Source organism: Vicinamibacterales bacterium (assembly GCA_036496585.1).
Classification (GTDB): Bacteria; Acidobacteriota; Vicinamibacteria; order Vicinamibacterales; family 2-12-FULL-66-21; genus JAICSD01.
The window spans coordinates 95,313-111,551 of sequence record DASXLB010000060.1; the positions used below are offsets into that span (position 1 = coordinate 95,313).

Below are 16,239 nucleotides of genomic sequence, written 5' to 3' on the forward strand. Positions count from 1 at the left end.
TCAGGCGCCCGTCCGACGGCGCGGCTCGCCAATTCTGTAATCGGCCCGCGAAAACTGTTGCCGGCCGAACCGCAGACACCGAAAATCCTCAGGAAATCCGCAGGTACACCGCTTGCCTTCTAAGGGGATGCGAGCGGCCTGAATATTTACGGCAGGGAGCCGTGAGTTGCTGGGGAGCCGGGTCGCCCGCAAATCCCGTGGGGCCTCACAGAAGATCGTGGGGCCCCTTTTTTATGTGGGAATGTGCATCTCCACATTTCCAAATCACACCGAGGTTCCCTCCGGGTACTGCAGCGCCAGCCGCAGCTCCTTGACCAGGGAATCGACCGTCGTCCCGCCGCGCTTCCAGGCGCCTTCGGTCTCGAAACGCAGGTCGCCGATGCGGCGGCCCCACGGTGAAATCACGCGGCCGATGGCGCGGAAGTCCGTCCGGTCCGCGTGCTCCTGGTCGAGCCGCCGCACGACGTCGGGAGCCACCTTCATGAATGCGCGCAGCGCGGTCGCGCTCTTGATGCTGTACTTGCGGCCGTTCCAGGCGGCCCCGAACACCTGCGCGATCTGTTTGAGGTAGTTGACGAAGAACTTCTTGCCGTCTTCGCGAAACTGGTCCCCCTTGCGCCCCTGGCCGAAGGCGTCGGCGGCGAACAGCTTCTTGAGTTCCTGCGCGAGCGGCGCCTGTGCCACGCGCCCCGTCCCCACGCCGAGCAGCTTGATCTCGCCGTACAGCGGCGAGTCTTCACGGTCGTTCAGCGCGCGGACGACGTCGTGCGCGGCGGCGAGGTTGTCGTCGCGATAGAGCTGCCGTCCCGAGAGCGACACGAGGTGCGACGCGTTCAGCCGCGTGTGCTTGGCGTTGATCGTCACGAACATCTGGACGACGTGGTCCTCAGGCAGGCGGTCGAAGATGATCGCCGGGACGGCGAACTTGTCGGCGCGGATGCGATCGATATCGGCGTGCAGCGCGAGGAGGCGATGCTGCCCGTCGATGGCGCGCAGGATGCCTTCACGCTCCGGCACTTTCAGCGTGCCGAGCGGCGAATCCTCGGCGACCGGCTCGAACTTGAGCGCCTCGTCACACGAGATGATGACCGCGCCGGCGATCGACGGCAGGTCGCGCGCCTGCCGGCACTGCTCGTAGTAGGCCACGAGCTCGTCTATCTTGCGGCGGATGATCGCGCGCTGGTAGGCCTTGTCGCTCGAGGCGATGCGCTTCTCGAGCAGATCCCAGTTGACCTTGGAGGGCGCCGGCGGGTTCTTCTTCCGGCCGCCGCGGACGGGCTGCGCCTGCTCACCGTAGTCGAGCACCTCGAAGCGGACGAGCTTGTCGATGTCGTTGGCCGAAAGCGAGGCTTGGTAGAACTGCACCCCGAACTGCTGCATCCGGATGGCTGCGACGCTGATCAATAGGCCTCCAGTGTCTGGTGTTTTATATTGCGTCGGCGCTAGAACATCAAGGGCTGAGCGGCGCGGCTCAGGCTACCACGTAAATTGCTGGACCTATTGAATTTATCTGACATCCAATCCTTCGCCACCGCCACTCCCAGCATCAGGAGGCAGAAGGCGCCGAGGGCGGCCCATGCGCCAGCGAGGGTAAATGCCCCATGAAGCGGCAGCGAGATCAGGCCGTAGACCATCTCGACGTGAATCCAGTAAATGAAGAGGGAACTGCGCCCGAGCACCTGCAACGGGCTCCAGCGCCGGCCCGCGGTGGGCCGCCGCTCCCACAGCGCGACAGCCCCGACCGACGCCACCATCAGGCCCAGCCGGATGAAGAAAAAGCTGGCCGACGTCGACCAGAAGCGCGACCGGGGGTCGAGCGGCGGCAGGAACGAGCATCGCCAGGCGACGACCGCCAGCAGCAGTCCCGTGACAGCCAGGCCAACCGTGACCCGGCGGTCGGCCGCCGTGACACGCGCCTCGTCGAGCAGCACACCGGTCATGGCACCCGCCGTTACGAACGCCGTCCAGGGAAGAATCGTGAAGTTCGAGAGCCCGGGAATCGGCCGGAGGTAGCCCTCGACCCAGTCTGGCAAGGGGCCCAGGACCTCGAGCGCCCGGATTCCCGGCGCGAGCCACACGAAGCCGGCCGTCGCCGCAGCAAAGGCGATGAGGCGGGCACGCGGTGAGCGCACCGAGCCCCAGATCGTGGCCGACCCGACAATCGACAGGCCCATCACGTTCAGGATGTCGATCTTCAGCAGGGTCCACAACTCGCCGTGGCTGAGGATGTACGACTGGAACCGGAAGAGGAACGCCAGCAGGAAGATCTGCAGGCCGCGCTTCTGCACGGCGCGTGTCGCGGCGCCTATATCGGCCAGACGGCGGGCTTTCGATCCGGCCGACAGCGCCACGGCCACGCCGGCCAGGAAGAGGAAGAGCGGCGCGCCAAAGCCGCCGAGCACCAGCGACTGCCGGAACGCGTGCGTCTGATGGTCGGCGGCGCGCGTCCACGAGTCGATGACGTGTGCCTCGATCATGACGAGTACCGCCACGCCCCGCAGCGCGTCGAGGTAGGTGCGGCGTCCGACCGGCGCCATCATGCCGCTCCGCTACTCCGCAACGGAGAATCGGGTCTGAACGGCGATGTCCTGGCGCATCGAGTGCCAGACGGAGCAGTATTTGTCGTGCGAGAGTTCGATGGCGCGCTGCACCTGTTCCCTGGGCACCTGGCCGGTGACGGCGAAATCGACCGTGACCGCGGTGACGCGGTGCGGGTCGGTCTGGGCGCGATCGGCGACGACCGACACCCTGAGGCCGCGCAGCTCGTGCCGCCCCTTCTGCAGGATGTAGACGACGTCCATTCCCATGCAGCCGGCGAGCGCGAAGATCAGCGCCTGCACCGGCGAGGGGCCGGCCTGGCCGGCGCTGTCGAGGATCATCGACGTGTCGCCGGAGGTGCCCTCGAACACGAGCTCGCGGGTCCAGACGATCTCGACGGTGGTCGGCGCTTTGGCTGCCATCGGTGCGAATGCGCGAAAATCTTACGGCTCAATCTCACAGCGGTCAAATCGGCATTACCCCCAACTATAGTGAGGACATGCTTCGTGCCTTCAGCTTCGTCGGCGTGGTGGCGCTCGGCATGACCGTCGCCCCCGCGCAGCCCGACTATCTCGCGCGCGCCAGAGCGCTCCACGCGCACTCGCTGCTCATCGACGGCCACAACGACTATCCGATGGCGCTGCGGGAGCACGATCCCGCCGGCAGCCTCGAGACCCTCGACATCCGGACGCCGCAGCCCTCGATCATGACCGACATCCCGCGGCTGAAAGCCGGCGGCGTCGGCGGCCAGTTCTGGTCGGTGTACGTGCCGGTCGAGCTGCAGGGCCAGGCCGCCGTCACCGCCACGCTGGCGCAGATCGACATCGTCCACCGGATGATGCAGAAGTATCCCGAGGCCTTCGAGCTGGCGCTGACGGCCGCCGACGTCGAGCGGATCCACGCGGGCGGCAAGATCGCCTCGCTCATCGGCATGGAGGGCGGTCACTCGATCGACAACTCGCTGGGCGCGCTGCGCATGTTCTACCGGCTCGGCGCGCGCTACATGACGCTCACCCACACCGCGAACACGCCGTGGGCCGACTCGGCCAACGGCCCGGCCGAACACCACGGCCTGACGCCGTTCGGCGAGGAGGTGGTCCGCGAGATGAACCGCCTGGGCATGCTCGTCGATCTCAGCCACGTCTCGCCGGAGACGATGGCGTCGGCGCTGCGGGTGACCAGGGCGCCGGTGATTTTCTCGCACTCCGATGCGCGCGCGCTGAACGATCACATCAGGAACGTCCCCGACGACATCCTGCGGCAGCTGCCGAAGAACGGCGGCGTCATCATGGTGACGTTCGTGCCGGGCTTCGTCTCGCCGCAGGTGAACGACTGGAACACCCGGCAGACCGCGGAGCAGGACCGCCTGAAGGCGGCGCACCCGGGCGACGCGGCCGCCGTGAAAGCCGGCGTCGACGCGTGGACCACCGCGCACCCGATGCCGCAGGCAACCGTCGCCGAGGTCGCCGACCACGTCGATCACATCCGCAAGGTGGCGGGCATCGATCACATCGGCATCGGCAGCGACTTCGACGGCATCACGCAGACGATTCCCGGGCTCGACAACGTGTCGACCTATCCGAACCTGACGGCCGAACTGCTCAAGCGCGGCTACAGCGACGGCGACGTGAAGAAGATCCTGGGTGAGAACATCCTGCGCGTGCTCGGCGAGGCCGAAAAGGTCGCCAAGACGCTGCAGGCCGAGCGCGGACCGTCCACGGCACTCCTCAAATGAAGACATCGGCCGTTGCGCTGCTGGCCGCGCTCTCGGCCGGGCCGGCCTTCGCACAGGAGACGGTGCGCATCACGCTCGAGCGGACGCCCTGTTTCGGCAGGTGCCCGGTCTACACGGTGACGATCGCCGACGACGGCCGCGTCACCTACGACGGGCGGCAGTTCGTGCGTGTCGACGGCGCGCACGAGTGGCGCATCGACAGGGCGGCCGTTCGCGCCCTGGCGGCGGAGATCGAGAAGGCCGGCTTCTTCGAGATGAAGGACGAGTACACCGCGCTGATAACCGATCATCCGACGACGTACACCGAGGTCGCGATCGGCAACCGCCACAAGCGGATCAAGGACTACGTCAGCGGCCCTGCGGCCCTGAAAGAAATCGAGAAGCGGATCGACGACGTGTCCGGCGTGGCGCGCTACGTGAGCGCTGATCCGGCGCGCGAGGTGCGCGGTAAAGACGACGGGCTCGAGGCTGCGCTCGCCCGCGGCGACGCGGCCACCGTACGCGCCCTGCTCGCCGCCGGCGCCGATCCCCGCGCCCGCGACGACCGCGGCGTCACGCTGGTGATGAAGGCGGCAATGTCGGGCGATCCCGAGACGCTCCGCGCCGTCCTCGTCGCCGGCGGCGATCCGACGGCGCGCGACTTCGCCGGCCGCAACGCCGCCGATCGGGCGCGCGACCTGCTGGCGCGCGATTCCCACAACCCGCACCTCGCGGAAATCCTCCGCCTGCTCACTGACGAATGACGGCGCGGATGGCGGGTCAGGGCATGATTGTCAGCGTGCTGATGATGACCGCGCTATGGCAGACACCGGCGCGGGTTCGCATCGTCGCGATGGGCGACTCGACGACGGCCGGGACGCCGGCGTTCAAGTCGCCGCGGGAGATGCCACCCGATGGCAGCGGCGACGTCACCAGCCAGTACGCCTATTGGCTGATGAAGACGCATCCCGGCTGGGACGTAATCAACCAGGGCGTCAACGCGCAGCGAAGCGACGCCATCGCGGCGCGCCTCGACGAGGACGTCATCGCGAAGAAGCCGGCCGTCGTCGTGATCGTCGCCGGCGTGAACGACGTGTATCAGGGGCGTCCTGCGCAGGACGTCAAGGACCAGCTCGCCGCGATGTATCGTCGCGCCCGCGCCGCCGGCATCGCCGTCGTCGCCGGGACGATCATCCCCTACAACACCGCGACGCCCGATCAGAACGCGCGCATGCAGGACGTCAACGCCTGGATCCGCGCTCAGGCCGACGGCGGTGTCGTCACGTTCGCCGACACGCGCGCCGCTGTCGCGGCGCCGGGCGATCCCGACCGCCTGGCGAGTTCGCCGGACGGCCTGCACCCCGACGCCGCCGGCTACCACCGCATGGCCGACGCGATCGCGCCGGCGATTGAGCGCGCGCTGAAGTCACGCTGACGCTCTTCCCGGCTTCCGGCCTCGCGGGTCTCCGCCTCGGCTTGCGGCAACCCGCACCCGCGCCCGCAGCAGGGCTACGCCTCGCGCAGCGCCTGCACGGGATCGATCCGCGCCGCGCGGTAAGCCGGCAACCAGCCGGCCAGCAGACCTGCGGCGAGCAGCGTGCCCGCGGCGAGCGTAAACGTCAGCGGGTCCCGCGGCTGCATGCCGAACAGGAGCTTCTCGAACAGGACGACCGTCCACCAGCTCGCCCCAATGCCGAGCGCAATGCCGGCGGCGAGCAGCCAGCCGAGGCGCCGCAGCACGAGCCCGATCACGCCGGCGGGATCGGCACCGAGCGCCATCCGGATGCCAATCTCGGCGCGGCGGCTGGCGACCGAGTGCGCTGTCACGCCGTAGAGCCCGATCGCCGCGAGCAGCAGCGCGAGCGCGCCGAAGAAGCCGGCCAGCATGGCGACAAGGCGCTCCTGGCGGATCGACGCGCTCAGCTGCGCGGAGAGGGGGCGAATCGTGAACGAGATTTTCGGATCGGCTTGCGTGAGCGCCGTCGACAGATCGCGCGCGAGCTGGCCGCCGGGCCCGCTGGCCGCCCGCACCGTAACGGCCGCCGTCGTCGGCACGTCGCCGAGCTGCGCGATTGGCGAATAGATCGTCGGCTCGAATCCACGCCGCGCCGTGGTGTAGACGGCGTCGTTCACGATCCCGACGATACGATACGGGCGGTTGTTGCTGCCGTCGAGGGACGCTCTGATTTGCTGGCCAACGGCCGGACCCTTGCCGAAGAACCGGCGCGCGAAGGATTCGTTCACCACCATCACGCGTTCGGCGCCGGCCGTATCGCGCGCGTCGAAATCGCGCCCGGCAATGAGGTGCATGTCGTAGGTGCGGAACCAGCCCGGCGAGATGACGTTGACCCACGGTACGCGCTGACGGTCGGTCAGACCCGCGGTGGCGGGCGTGGCGTCGACGCTGGTGTTCCAGCGCGCCGAATCGATCGGAGTCAGCACCGACAGCGAAGCACTGGTGACGCCGGGAACCGCCGCCGCGGTGTCTCGCAGGCGGTCCAGGAGCTGCGTCTTGGCTTCACGCGTGCCGCCCTCGTACCGCCGCGCGTCCACGTGGATCGAGACGAGGCCCTCGGGGTTGAACCCGAGTGACGCGCTCGACAGCGACGTCAGCGTCCGGACGAACAGCAGCCCGCCGACGACGAGGGCGAGCGACAAGCCGACCTGGACGGCGACGAGCACGCTGCGCAGGCCGAAGCGTCGATCGCCGCTGACGGTGCGGGTCTGTTCCTTGATCGCGTCCTGCGGCGCGAGGCGCGTCAAACCGACGGCGGGCGCCACGCCAAACACGAGAGCGGTCAACGCGGCGACGCTGGTGGTGAAGGCGATCACGCGCCAGTCGATGGAGAGATCCAGCGTGACGCCAGCCGAAGGCGTCGCGATCTGGCGCACCAGCAGCGCGCTGCCCCACTGCGCGACGAGCAGCCCGATGCCGGCGCCGGCCGCGGCGAGAATCGCCGTCTCCGCCAGCAGTTGTTTCGCCAGGCGGAAGCGCGACGCGCCGAGCGCGAGGCGGACACTCAACTCGTGGCGCCGCGACGCGGCGCGCGCCAGCAGCAGGTTGGCGAGATTGGCGCAGGCGACGATCAGGACGGCGCCGACCAGGCCAAGCACGATTTGCAGCGGACCGGTGTAGCTCCGTCGCAGCGACGAGTCCCCGTGGGAGGACGGCGTCAGTGTGAAGGCCTCCGACAGAAAGCGGGCCTGCATCTTGGCGGGCCAGGCCGCCGGCAGACTCGCGAGCCGGATCTGCGGGCGGGCCGCGTCGAGCGTCGCGGCCGCCTCGTCGATCGTCTGGCCCGGTTTCAGACGCCCCATGATTTCCAGCCACCAGGTCGATCGGGCCTCGAGCACCTGTGACTGCCCGGCGACGAGGGTCCGTGCGCCGATCGGGACGATGACGTCGGCGCTGCGGCCGACGTCTGGACCGAGGAAGCCGCGCGGCGCGATGCCGATCACGGTGACGTCGATGCCGTCGACGGTCAGGCGCCGGCCGACCGCGTCGGGAGATCCCCCCATGCGGCGCTGCCAGAAGCCGTAGCCAACGACCGCGACCGCGCCTTCGGCGCCGCCGCCACGGACGTCGTCCGCCTCGGTGAACGTCCGTCCGAGGAACGCCGGCACGCCGAGCACGTCGAACATGTTGCCGCTCGCCCAGACGCCGTCGACGGCATCGGTTTCGCCGTGGACCGCGAGGTTGACCGGCCCGGCCGACCACGCGAAGGCGTCCTCGAAGAGATCGCGGCGGCGCTCGCGGATCTGCTCCCAGATCGGATTGGTCCACGAGCCGCCGTCGATCATGACGAGCCGCGCCGGATCGTGAACGGGCAGCGTCTTGAGGATCAGGCTGTTGAGGATCGAGAAGAGCGCCGCGTTGGCGCCGATACCGAGCGCCAGCGAGACGACGGCGACCAGCGTGAGGACCGGGCTGGCGCGCAGCGAGCGCAGCGCATCGCGCAGATCGACGGTGAAGAACGACCGCATCGAGGCTCCTTTTGGCCGGCGTTCGGCCAGACCGAATCGCAGTGCGTCAGACAGTGACTGAACCCGGAACACGGCGAGCGCCACCCTGCCCCGCGCGCGCGCCTGCTCGCGATCGCGTGCGAGCGTGTCGCGCATGCCGTCGCCGAAACGGGCGCGGAACGCGGCCGGGTAGCAAGCCAGCAGCAGCGAGACCCAGCGTTCGCCCATCTACGAGTGGCTCTTGCGGATGGCCCGCCCGGATGGGAACGCCGCCAGCAGCTCGACCAGGCGGGTGCGCTCGGCGCGAAGCGCGTCGCGGCCGCGCGCCGTCAGCCGGTAGTAGGCGCCACGGCGCGGGTCGTCGCCGCGCGGGCCCGCCGCCTCGGCGATCCATCCCGCGTCGATCAGCGCCGCGAGGTGGCGGTAGAAGGTTCCTGTCCTGAGCGGGACGGCACCGCCGCTCTGCTCCCGCACGGCTTGCATGATGGCGTAGCCGTGGCGATCGCCGTCGGCGAGGGCCAGCAGGATGTGAAGGACGGCCGGCTTCATCGCCTCTGACATATCCATATTGGATATATCCATTCTAGCACGTCGGCGCTGTGGACTGGACACGAACCCCGGGACGAGCGTCAGCCGGCCGGCTCCGGGACGGGCTGCCGCCGGCCGCTCAGCACGCCGACCCAGCTCGCGAACGCACTGGCCAGAATGACGAGCACGCACACCATCATCGCCACCGTCAGCAGCGAGTTCAGATAGCCCTGGACGTGCGCGCCGACGTCGGCGCCGATCGCCATCGGATAGAAATTGTCGCGCACGCTGAGCGCGCCGGCGCAGAGCGTGCTGACCGCGACGAACGACAGCGGCACGAGCGTCACCCACGCATAGCGCGCGCGGCCGGCATTGATGATCACCGTCGTACCGACGGCGAGCGCCACCGAGGCCAGCAGCTGGTTGGCGATGCCGAACATCGGCCAGATCGTCGAGATGCTGCCGGCCCAGATGAAGTAGGCCCACGCCGCCACGACCAGGCCCGTCGTCAGCAGCGCCCCCGGCAGCCAGTCGTGCCGCGCGAACGGCGCGTAGGCGCGGCCGAAGAACTCGCCGACCAGGAAGCGCGCCACGCGCGTGCCGGCGTCGATGGTCGTGAGGATGAACAGCGCCTCGAACATGATCGCGAAGTGATACCAGTAGTCGAGCAACTGGCGCATGCCGGGCATGCCGGCGAAGATCTGCGCCATGCCGACGGCGAGCGAGACGGCGCCGCCGGTCCGCCCGACCACGCTTTCGTGGACCGCCGCCTGGAGCGCCGGCAGATTCGTCACGGACAGGCCGAGCGTCGCGAACACCGCGGGCGGCGTGTTGATCGCGAAATAGTCGCCGGGCTCCATCGCGCAGGCGGCGATGATCGCCATGATGCCGACCACCCCCTCCATCAGCATCGCGCCATAGCCGATCGGCCGGATGTCCGATTCGCGATCGATCATCTTCGGGGTCGTGCCCGACGAGATGAGCGCGTGAAAGCCGGAGATCGCCCCGCAGGCGATGGTGATGAACGCGAACGGGAAGAGCGGTCCCGGCACGATCGGACCGCCGCCGCCGACGAACCGCGAGAATGCCGGCGCCTCGATCGCCGGATTGACGACGATGACGCCGAGCACGAGCAGCGAAATCGTGCCGATCTTCATGAACGAGCTGAGATAGTCGCGCGGCGCCAGCAGCAGCCACACCGGCAGGACCGATGCGATAAATCCGTATCCCGCCATCAGCACGATCAACTGCGTCCGGTCGAACACGAAAAAATGGCCGATCGGCGACACCGACAGCGGCTTGCCAAGCACCACGCACAGCAGCATCCCGGTGACGCCGATGACCGTCGCCTCTGCCACCCGTCCCGGACGCAGCCGATACATGTACCACCCGACGAAGAGCGCCAGCGGGATCGTCATGCCGATGGTGAAGGTGCCCCAGGCGCTGTGCTCGAGCGCGTTCACCACCGCGAGGCCGAGACCGGCGAGCGCGATGATGACAATGAAGAGAATGGCGACGGCGGCGGTGGTGCCGGCCACCGGCCCGATCTCGCGGCGCGCGATGTCGGCGAGCGAACAGCCGCCGCGCCGGGTCGACGCCCACAGGATGATCATGTCGTGGACGGCGCCCGCCAGGCAGACGCCGGCGACCAGCCAGATGAGACCCGGCGCGTAGCCGAACTGCGCGGCCAGCACCGGCCCGATCAGCGGCCCGGCGCCGGCAATTGCGGCAAAATGATGGCCAAACAGCACCCATTTCGGGGTGACGTGATAGTTTTGCCCGTCCGGCCGCTGGTGCGCAGGCGTGCGTCGGGCGTCGTCCAGGCACATTACCCGCGCCGCGATGAACGCGCTGTAATAGCGGTAGGCGACGGCCAGGATGCCGAGAGCCGGTAGAACCAGGTAAAGCGCCCGCATGACGGGCATTCTACCCAGTGGGCTTGGTATATTTGAGGGAGCCAGCACCCTCAGGAAGATTTATGCGCAGTCTCGTCCTCGCGTTCGCGGCAATCGGGGCCGCTCTCACGGTGACCGCCGCCGGCCAGGGCCAGAAGATCAAGGTCTCGACCCTGTCGGTTCCGGTCTACGTCACCGTCACCAACACCGAGAAGCAGCTCGTCCCGGATCTGGAGCAGGACGACTTCGAAGTGCTCGACAACCTCAAGCCGCAGACGATCACCGTCTTCGAGAACAAGCCGGTGCCGATCACGACCGTCGTGATGCTCGACACGAGCGGCAGCATGACCGGCAACCTGGACTTCCTCAAGGACGGGGTCGAGCAGTTCCTGCTGCGGTTGCTGCCGGAGGACAAGGCGCAGGTCGGCGAGTTCAACGACAAGATCAAGTTCCACCCGGGCGAGTTCATCGACAACCGCGATCGGCTGATCTACCTGCTGAAGAACGAGCTGGATTTCGGGTATCCGACGCGGCTGTGGGACGCGGCCGACGAAAGCGTACGGCGGCTCGAGCCGATGGACGGGCGCAAGGTCGTGGTGCTGTTCACCGACGGCGACGACACCGACAGCAAGCTCGGCGTCGGCAAGGTGATGGACCACGCCCGCGAAAAAGACATCATGATTTACGGCGTCGGCTTCCAGAGCGTGTACTTCAACGGCCAGCACACGGTACGGAGCGCGCCCGACAAGGGGCTGAAGAAGCTGACGGAGGATTCAGGCGGCGGTTACTTCGAGCTGAAGCGTGGCGCCGACCTGAACGAGACGTTTACGCGCGTCGCGCAGGAACTGCACAGCCAGTACGTCCTCGGCTTCTCGCCCGAGACGCTGGACGGGAAAATTCACAAGCTCGAAGTGCGCGTGAAGAAGGCCGGGATGACTGCCAGGGCCCGGAAGACCTACATGGCCGCGGCCACGGGCGTGCAATGACGCGAGTCTTACACGAGGACCGCGATGACCGTCACGACGAGAAGCAGGGCTACCAGCTTTTCGGCGTGGCTCGAGATATCCCAATCGAAGTACCGCATTGCTGTTAAGCCGCCTTTCAGAACGTTAGACGAGAGATCCCGGTTTTCGGTTTAGCTGCCGGCGGGCGTCGGCGCGCAGGTGGGCCGTCGCGCGCCGCGATGGATACTGTAGAGCCGGGCGTCGAACAGGGGGATCCGTGCCTCGCTCGTGAACACGGTCGGCAGGTGCGTCGGCCATTCCGACTCCGGCGGCATCGGCGGCAGCACGACCAGATAGTCCGCCGGTGAGTCGAGGACCCGTGCCAGCCAGGCGTCGCAGGAGAGCGCTACGTCGGGCGGAGGACCGCCGTAGTCGATGATGCGTCCGTCAGCGGTAATGGGAAGGTAGATCAGGCGGTTCTGCAGGCGACGTCCGAGCAGCGGGTATCGGTACCAGTTGTGGCCGATCCCATCCCATCCCGCGGTAACCGCGACCGTGAGCGGACGATCCTGATCGAGACGCTGCCAGATCGGCCAGCTTGCGGTCCAGCGGTTGTCGATCGGATGCACGTCGTAGGCCTGCCACGCGGCGGCGGCGTGATAGAACGGGTAGCGGAACGCGTCGCGCGCGTCGATGAATAGCGTCAACGCAACGATCAACCCGCCGGCGTAGAGCGGCAGGCGCAGGCGGGGCAACACGCGGCCGGCCAGCCACACGCCAACCGCCACCGCCGCGAGCCCCGGCAGCACGTAGCGCGCCGCGACGAGATCGACCTCCGAGAGGCCGCGCGGCCACGACACCAGCGCGCCCGCCGCCGCCGCCACCGCGAGCAGCCAGGTGCTCACGCGCGATGGAAACGCGGCGGCGTACACGACCACCGCCGCCGCCGCGATGTCGACGAGACGCCCCATCAGGCCCCACCACCAGAGAATCAGTCCGCGGTTCGGGCCACCCGCTATCGATGCAATCGTCAGCAGCGCGCCGAGGAGCAGGAACGCGACGCCGGCGCGATTCGCCTTGCTGCGGCACGCGACGATCACTCCGGGAATCGCCACCGGCAGGACGATCAGCGGGCCCAGCCCGAGGTTGAGGAAATCGGCGTTCATCCGCACCCACGGGTAGAACATGCGGGCGAACACCCGGGCGGCCGCGTCCGCCGCCCAGTCGTTCGTCATCCACCCGGCGTAGAGCAGCTGCTCGAGCAGGACGTTGCCGGGAAAGAGCAGGTGGCCGCCGAGGCGCACGGTCAGCGGATACACCGGCGAGCCCATGACGATCCAGGAGGAGAGCGCGGGAATGACACCGGGGACCGCGATGGCCAGCGCGGCGAGGCGTGTCGACACCGACGGCGCCAGCACGACGACGACCGCAACCGCGAGCGCGTAGGCGGGAAGCACGAGACCGCCCTTGACGCCGACGAGCACGGCCATCGCGGCCACGGCGCACAGCCCGTCGGCGCGGCCGCGCGTCGTCAGGAAACGCATCAGGAACAGCGTCGCCGCCAGATAGAGCGCCAGCGTCAGGTTGTCGTTGTAGACCACCGCCGAGAGCACGATCACGGCGGGCATGAAGGCGAGCGCCGCGGCGGCAGCCGTCGCGCGTACCGGGTCCGCTCCCATCGTCCGGACGCACGCATACGTCGCCATCGGCACCATGAGCCACATGCCGACCGCCACCGGCGAGATCGCGACGTCGCCGTGCATCGCCTGCAGCCACCATCCCCAGACGGCGTCGCCGTAGACAGGGAACCACGTGTAATAGCTGGATGCGTCGGGACCCGAGGTTGAAACGAAGCCGTTCGACTGCACCCATACCGCCGGCCGGTAGAGGTGATAGGTCAGGGCGTCCCAGGTCAGACAGGGGGCGAGCAGTCCGTGGACGAGCCGCGCCGTCACGACGGCGGCGCCAATTCCGATCAGGATGCGCAGCGGCGCGCCAATCAGGCGCCACCACTCTCCAATCGCCACACGATCGGCGGCAAGCCGCGCCCGCGGGTCGTCCGTGCGGCGCGCCCACCGGTGCGCCAGCGCCGCGCCGCACACCCACCCGGCGATCGACACGGGAGCCATGAAAAGCCGGACGGCCGACAGCAGCAGGAACGCGGCCGTCAGCAGCCAGAACATCAGCACGGCCGCGGCGGTCAGCCTTGTCGAGGCCGGGGCGTCCGCAAACACACGGCAGGCCACGGCGTAGGCGCACCACAACACCGCGGCCGTGAGCACGACGCCCGCGGCCGCGTTCACGAAGAGCATCGGAACTCCCAGGGACGGCCGCGGACGACGAACCGCCCGGCCAGCTGCGGCGGCGTGCAGGTGACCAGCACGTGCGTCCGCATCGACGCCGCGCTGGTCACGGTGTAGGGCGTCTTCGCGACGAAGGCGCGCGCCGGCAGTTGCACCGGCGCGTTCACCTCGATTCGCGACCAGCCGGGAAAGTAGTCCAGATACGCGGGCTCATGCGCGTTCAGGTAGTTCTGCGCATCCGGACCGAGCAGCTCCGGCGTGTTCAGGCCAATCATGTCGACGACGAACGGGCTTCCAAAGAAGCGGATCGCGCCGGCGTCGATGGCCCACACGGTGGCCGTCGGCGGGCGCGACGACAGTTCACGGCCGAACGCCACCTGGACGTCGTCGATGTTCCGGGCATCGTTTGCGAGATGGCGGGCGCGCGCCGGAAACGCCGCCAGTGCGGCGGCGGCCAGCGCCAGGGCGAGTACCGGCGCGACCGCGCGCGGCGCCTGCGTGACGAAGCGCGTCAACACGTTGTCGGCGAGCACCGGCAGCGCGGCGATAGCGAGCATCACCCCGGGCAGGACATAGCGCTGATGGTAGAAGGCCGGCGGATCGACCGGCGGAATCAGGGCGAACGAGACGGCACAGAACACCATGCCGCTCAGAAAGAGCGCCGGGCCTGCCCGCTCGAGGCCGGTCGCCGCCTTCCGGTGCACGATCAGCGCGATCGCGATGAGCACGACGAGCACCGCGACATGATCGAGCAGCGGAATCTGTCCGAGCAGATCGACGAATCCCATGTGCTGCAGCTGCGGATCGAAGATCGCGCCGCGGTTCGCCTTGGCGTGGAAGGTCGCCGGCAGCGCCATCCCCGACACGGCATAGTTGCGCATGCCGAGCGCGGCGAGCGCCGCCAGGGCGCCGGCGAGCGATGCGAAAGACAGCGCGACGGCCGATCGCGCGGCCGCGCGGATCCACAACAGCGCTGGAAGCAGCACGGCGATCAGCGCCACTTCGGGACGCGCGCCGATCGCGGCGGCGCCGGCGGCGGCCAGCCAGGGGAGACGCCGCGTCGCGGAAGCGCTGAAGAGGATGGCGATGACGAGTTCGGCGAGCGGTACCTCCATGCCGGACACGCTCGCCGCCACCAGGTGCGGATGCAGCGCGACCAGCGTCGCGGCAGCGGCGCCGGCGCCCCACCGATCCGGCGCTTCCCGCGCCAGCGCTCGTCCGAGCAGCGCGCAGGCCGCCGCGTGGAGCGCCAGTCCGGTGAGCTTGGTCGCCGCGACAATCGCCCCCAGGCCCGGCAGCAGGAGATGGAGCGGGGCGAGCACCACCGGCCACAGCGGCGCGGTTTCGCCAGTCGCGGGGACGCCCGGGTTGTAAGCGAGCATGCCGCTCCGGGCCAGCTCGCGCGCGTACACGGCGTGAATCCACGAGTCATCGAGCGGAAACCCCTGTCCGAACAGGTAGCCCGGCGCCCAGACGCCCAGCAGGACGGCGGCGCCGGCGGCTGCCCCCAGGGGCGCGAGCCACGGCACGACGCGCGCGAAGGGTCGCGGCGTCACCGCAGCGTCAAGACCCACACGAACGACTGTCCCAGCGGGTAGCGCAGGCGGCGGCACGCGAAATCGTCGACGTGTCGCGTGTAGCGGCAGAGCGCGTCGTAGGCGCTCACCGCTCGTCTGTCGATGGTCGTCTGCTTGCGAATCATCGTGCTCCACACCCACCCGAGGAGGCCAAGGGCATTGAACGGTGTCACCGACAGCTCGGCGTCTGGCGCCAGCTCACGGCTCAGGTCGTGAATGCGCTGTTTTGAATACCGGCGGAAGTGGCCGTAATAGCGGTCGAGGTCGCTGAGCGCCCAGGACTGGGCCGGCACGAACGAAACGAGTCGGCGCTCGCGTGCGCTGCCGCCCCTGAGCAGGCCGATCAAGCGACCGAGCGCGTCGCGGTCGTCTTCGATGTGCTCGAGCACGTTGAAGGAGATCACGGTATCGAGATCGAGCGCGTTGAGCACCGCGATCGCCGACGGACCGGCCGCGCCGAGCGACAGCGGCTCGATGCGCACGTGGCCGGCGAGCGGACCGAAGTACTGGGGCACGCGCTCGCGCAACAGGTCGAGCAGCATGGGCTCGGTCTCGGTGAGCACCAGCAGGTCGTCGGCGGGCAGCCACTGTGACATGTTGCCGATGCCAGAACCCACCTCCAGAATGCGGCGCCCCAGGAACGGCCGCACCGCGTCGAACACCCACCGCTGATAGTTGCGGGCTTCCGCCAGCGCGTCGAGCTCGAACGGGAGTTGCATAACCGTGATGGGTATCGGACGGTAGCCTTCCGGCCGATAAGGACCTACAGTAAATCCG

Annotated in this window: 13 protein-coding genes; 4 read left to right on the forward strand and 9 right to left on the reverse strand. The window is 68.6% G+C overall.

The genetic code is table 11. The annotated features are described in order from the left end of the window. Window positions 1–264: 264 nt before the first annotated feature. The 3 genes from VGI12_17885 to VGI12_17895 are packed head-to-tail and all read right to left on the reverse strand — an operon-like array spanning window position 265 to window position 2,960. Window positions 265–1,404 (reverse strand): DGQHR domain-containing protein, encoded by a 1,140-nt coding sequence (locus VGI12_17885; GenBank protein ID HEY2434548.1) that lies wholly within the window; start codon window positions 1,402–1,404, stop codon window positions 265–267. Window positions 1,405–1,442: 38 nt separating this feature from the next. Beyond that, the gene (locus VGI12_17890) at window positions 1,443–2,540 is read right to left on the reverse strand and encodes a heparan-alpha-glucosaminide N-acetyltransferase domain-containing protein (protein HEY2434549.1); all 1,098 of its coding nucleotides are present in this window, start codon (window positions 2,538–2,540) and stop codon (window positions 1,443–1,445) included. A 9-nt stretch (window positions 2,541–2,549) separates the two neighbouring features. Beyond that, window positions 2,550–2,960: an OsmC family protein gene (locus tag VGI12_17895; GenBank protein ID HEY2434550.1), complete on the reverse strand. Its 411-nt coding sequence runs from the start codon at window positions 2,958–2,960 to the stop codon at window positions 2,550–2,552. A gap of 77 nt (window positions 2,961–3,037) precedes the next feature. On the opposite strand from VGI12_17895, the gene VGI12_17900 reads away from it, so the two are divergent. Genes VGI12_17900 through VGI12_17910 form a run of 3 tightly spaced genes read left to right on the forward strand, consistent with a single transcriptional unit; the run spans window position 3,038 to window position 5,687 of the window. Continuing rightward, a complete protein-coding gene (locus tag VGI12_17900; protein HEY2434551.1) occupies window positions 3,038–4,273 on the forward strand; it encodes a dipeptidase in 1,236 nt (411 codons plus the stop codon). After that, a complete protein-coding gene (locus tag VGI12_17905; protein ID HEY2434552.1) occupies window positions 4,270–5,016 on the forward strand; it encodes a DUF6438 domain-containing protein in 747 nt (248 codons plus the stop codon). Before VGI12_17900 ends, VGI12_17905 begins: the two co-directional genes overlap by 4 nt. Next, window positions 5,013–5,687 (forward strand): GDSL-type esterase/lipase family protein, encoded by a 675-nt coding sequence (locus VGI12_17910; protein HEY2434553.1) that lies wholly within the window; start codon window positions 5,013–5,015, stop codon window positions 5,685–5,687. The genes VGI12_17905 and VGI12_17910 overlap by 4 nt, the downstream gene beginning before the upstream one ends. 74 nt (window positions 5,688–5,761) lie before the next feature. On the opposite strand, the gene VGI12_17915 is transcribed toward VGI12_17910, so the two are convergent. From VGI12_17915 to VGI12_17925, 3 genes are all read right to left on the reverse strand, one after another. Beyond that, window positions 5,762–8,443 carry an ABC transporter permease gene (locus VGI12_17915; GenBank protein ID HEY2434554.1) on the reverse strand — a complete coding sequence of 894 codons (2,682 nt, stop codon included), beginning with the start codon at window positions 8,441–8,443 and terminating at the stop codon, window positions 5,762–5,764. Continuing rightward, a complete protein-coding gene (locus VGI12_17920) occupies window positions 8,444–8,782 on the reverse strand; it encodes a helix-turn-helix transcriptional regulator (protein HEY2434555.1) in 339 nt (112 codons plus the stop codon). Between the two features lie 62 nt (window positions 8,783–8,844). Next, the gene (locus VGI12_17925; protein ID HEY2434556.1) at window positions 8,845–10,659 is read right to left on the reverse strand and encodes a carbon starvation protein A; all 1,815 of its coding nucleotides are present in this window, start codon (window positions 10,657–10,659) and stop codon (window positions 8,845–8,847) included. A 62-nt stretch (window positions 10,660–10,721) separates the two neighbouring features. On the opposite strand from VGI12_17925, the gene VGI12_17930 reads away from it, so the two are divergent. Then, the gene (locus VGI12_17930; protein ID HEY2434557.1) at window positions 10,722–11,624 is read left to right on the forward strand and encodes a VWA domain-containing protein; all 903 of its coding nucleotides are present in this window, start codon (window positions 10,722–10,724) and stop codon (window positions 11,622–11,624) included. Window positions 11,625–11,773: 149 nt separating this feature from the next. Here VGI12_17930 and VGI12_17935 read toward each other — a convergent pair whose 3' ends face one another. Genes VGI12_17935 through VGI12_17945 form a run of 3 tightly spaced genes read right to left on the reverse strand, consistent with a single transcriptional unit; the run spans window position 11,774 to window position 16,181 of the window. Next, window positions 11,774–13,894, reverse strand: coding sequence for a hypothetical protein (locus VGI12_17935; protein ID HEY2434558.1), 2,121 nt, complete (start codon window positions 13,892–13,894; stop codon window positions 11,774–11,776). Further along, the gene (locus tag VGI12_17940; GenBank protein ID HEY2434559.1) at window positions 13,882–15,459 is read right to left on the reverse strand and encodes a hypothetical protein; all 1,578 of its coding nucleotides are present in this window, start codon (window positions 15,457–15,459) and stop codon (window positions 13,882–13,884) included. Before VGI12_17940 ends, VGI12_17935 begins: the two co-directional genes overlap by 13 nt. Continuing rightward, a complete protein-coding gene (locus VGI12_17945) occupies window positions 15,438–16,181 on the reverse strand; it encodes a class I SAM-dependent methyltransferase (protein HEY2434560.1) in 744 nt (247 codons plus the stop codon). Before VGI12_17945 ends, VGI12_17940 begins: the two co-directional genes overlap by 22 nt. Window positions 16,182–16,239: the final 58 nt, after the last annotated feature.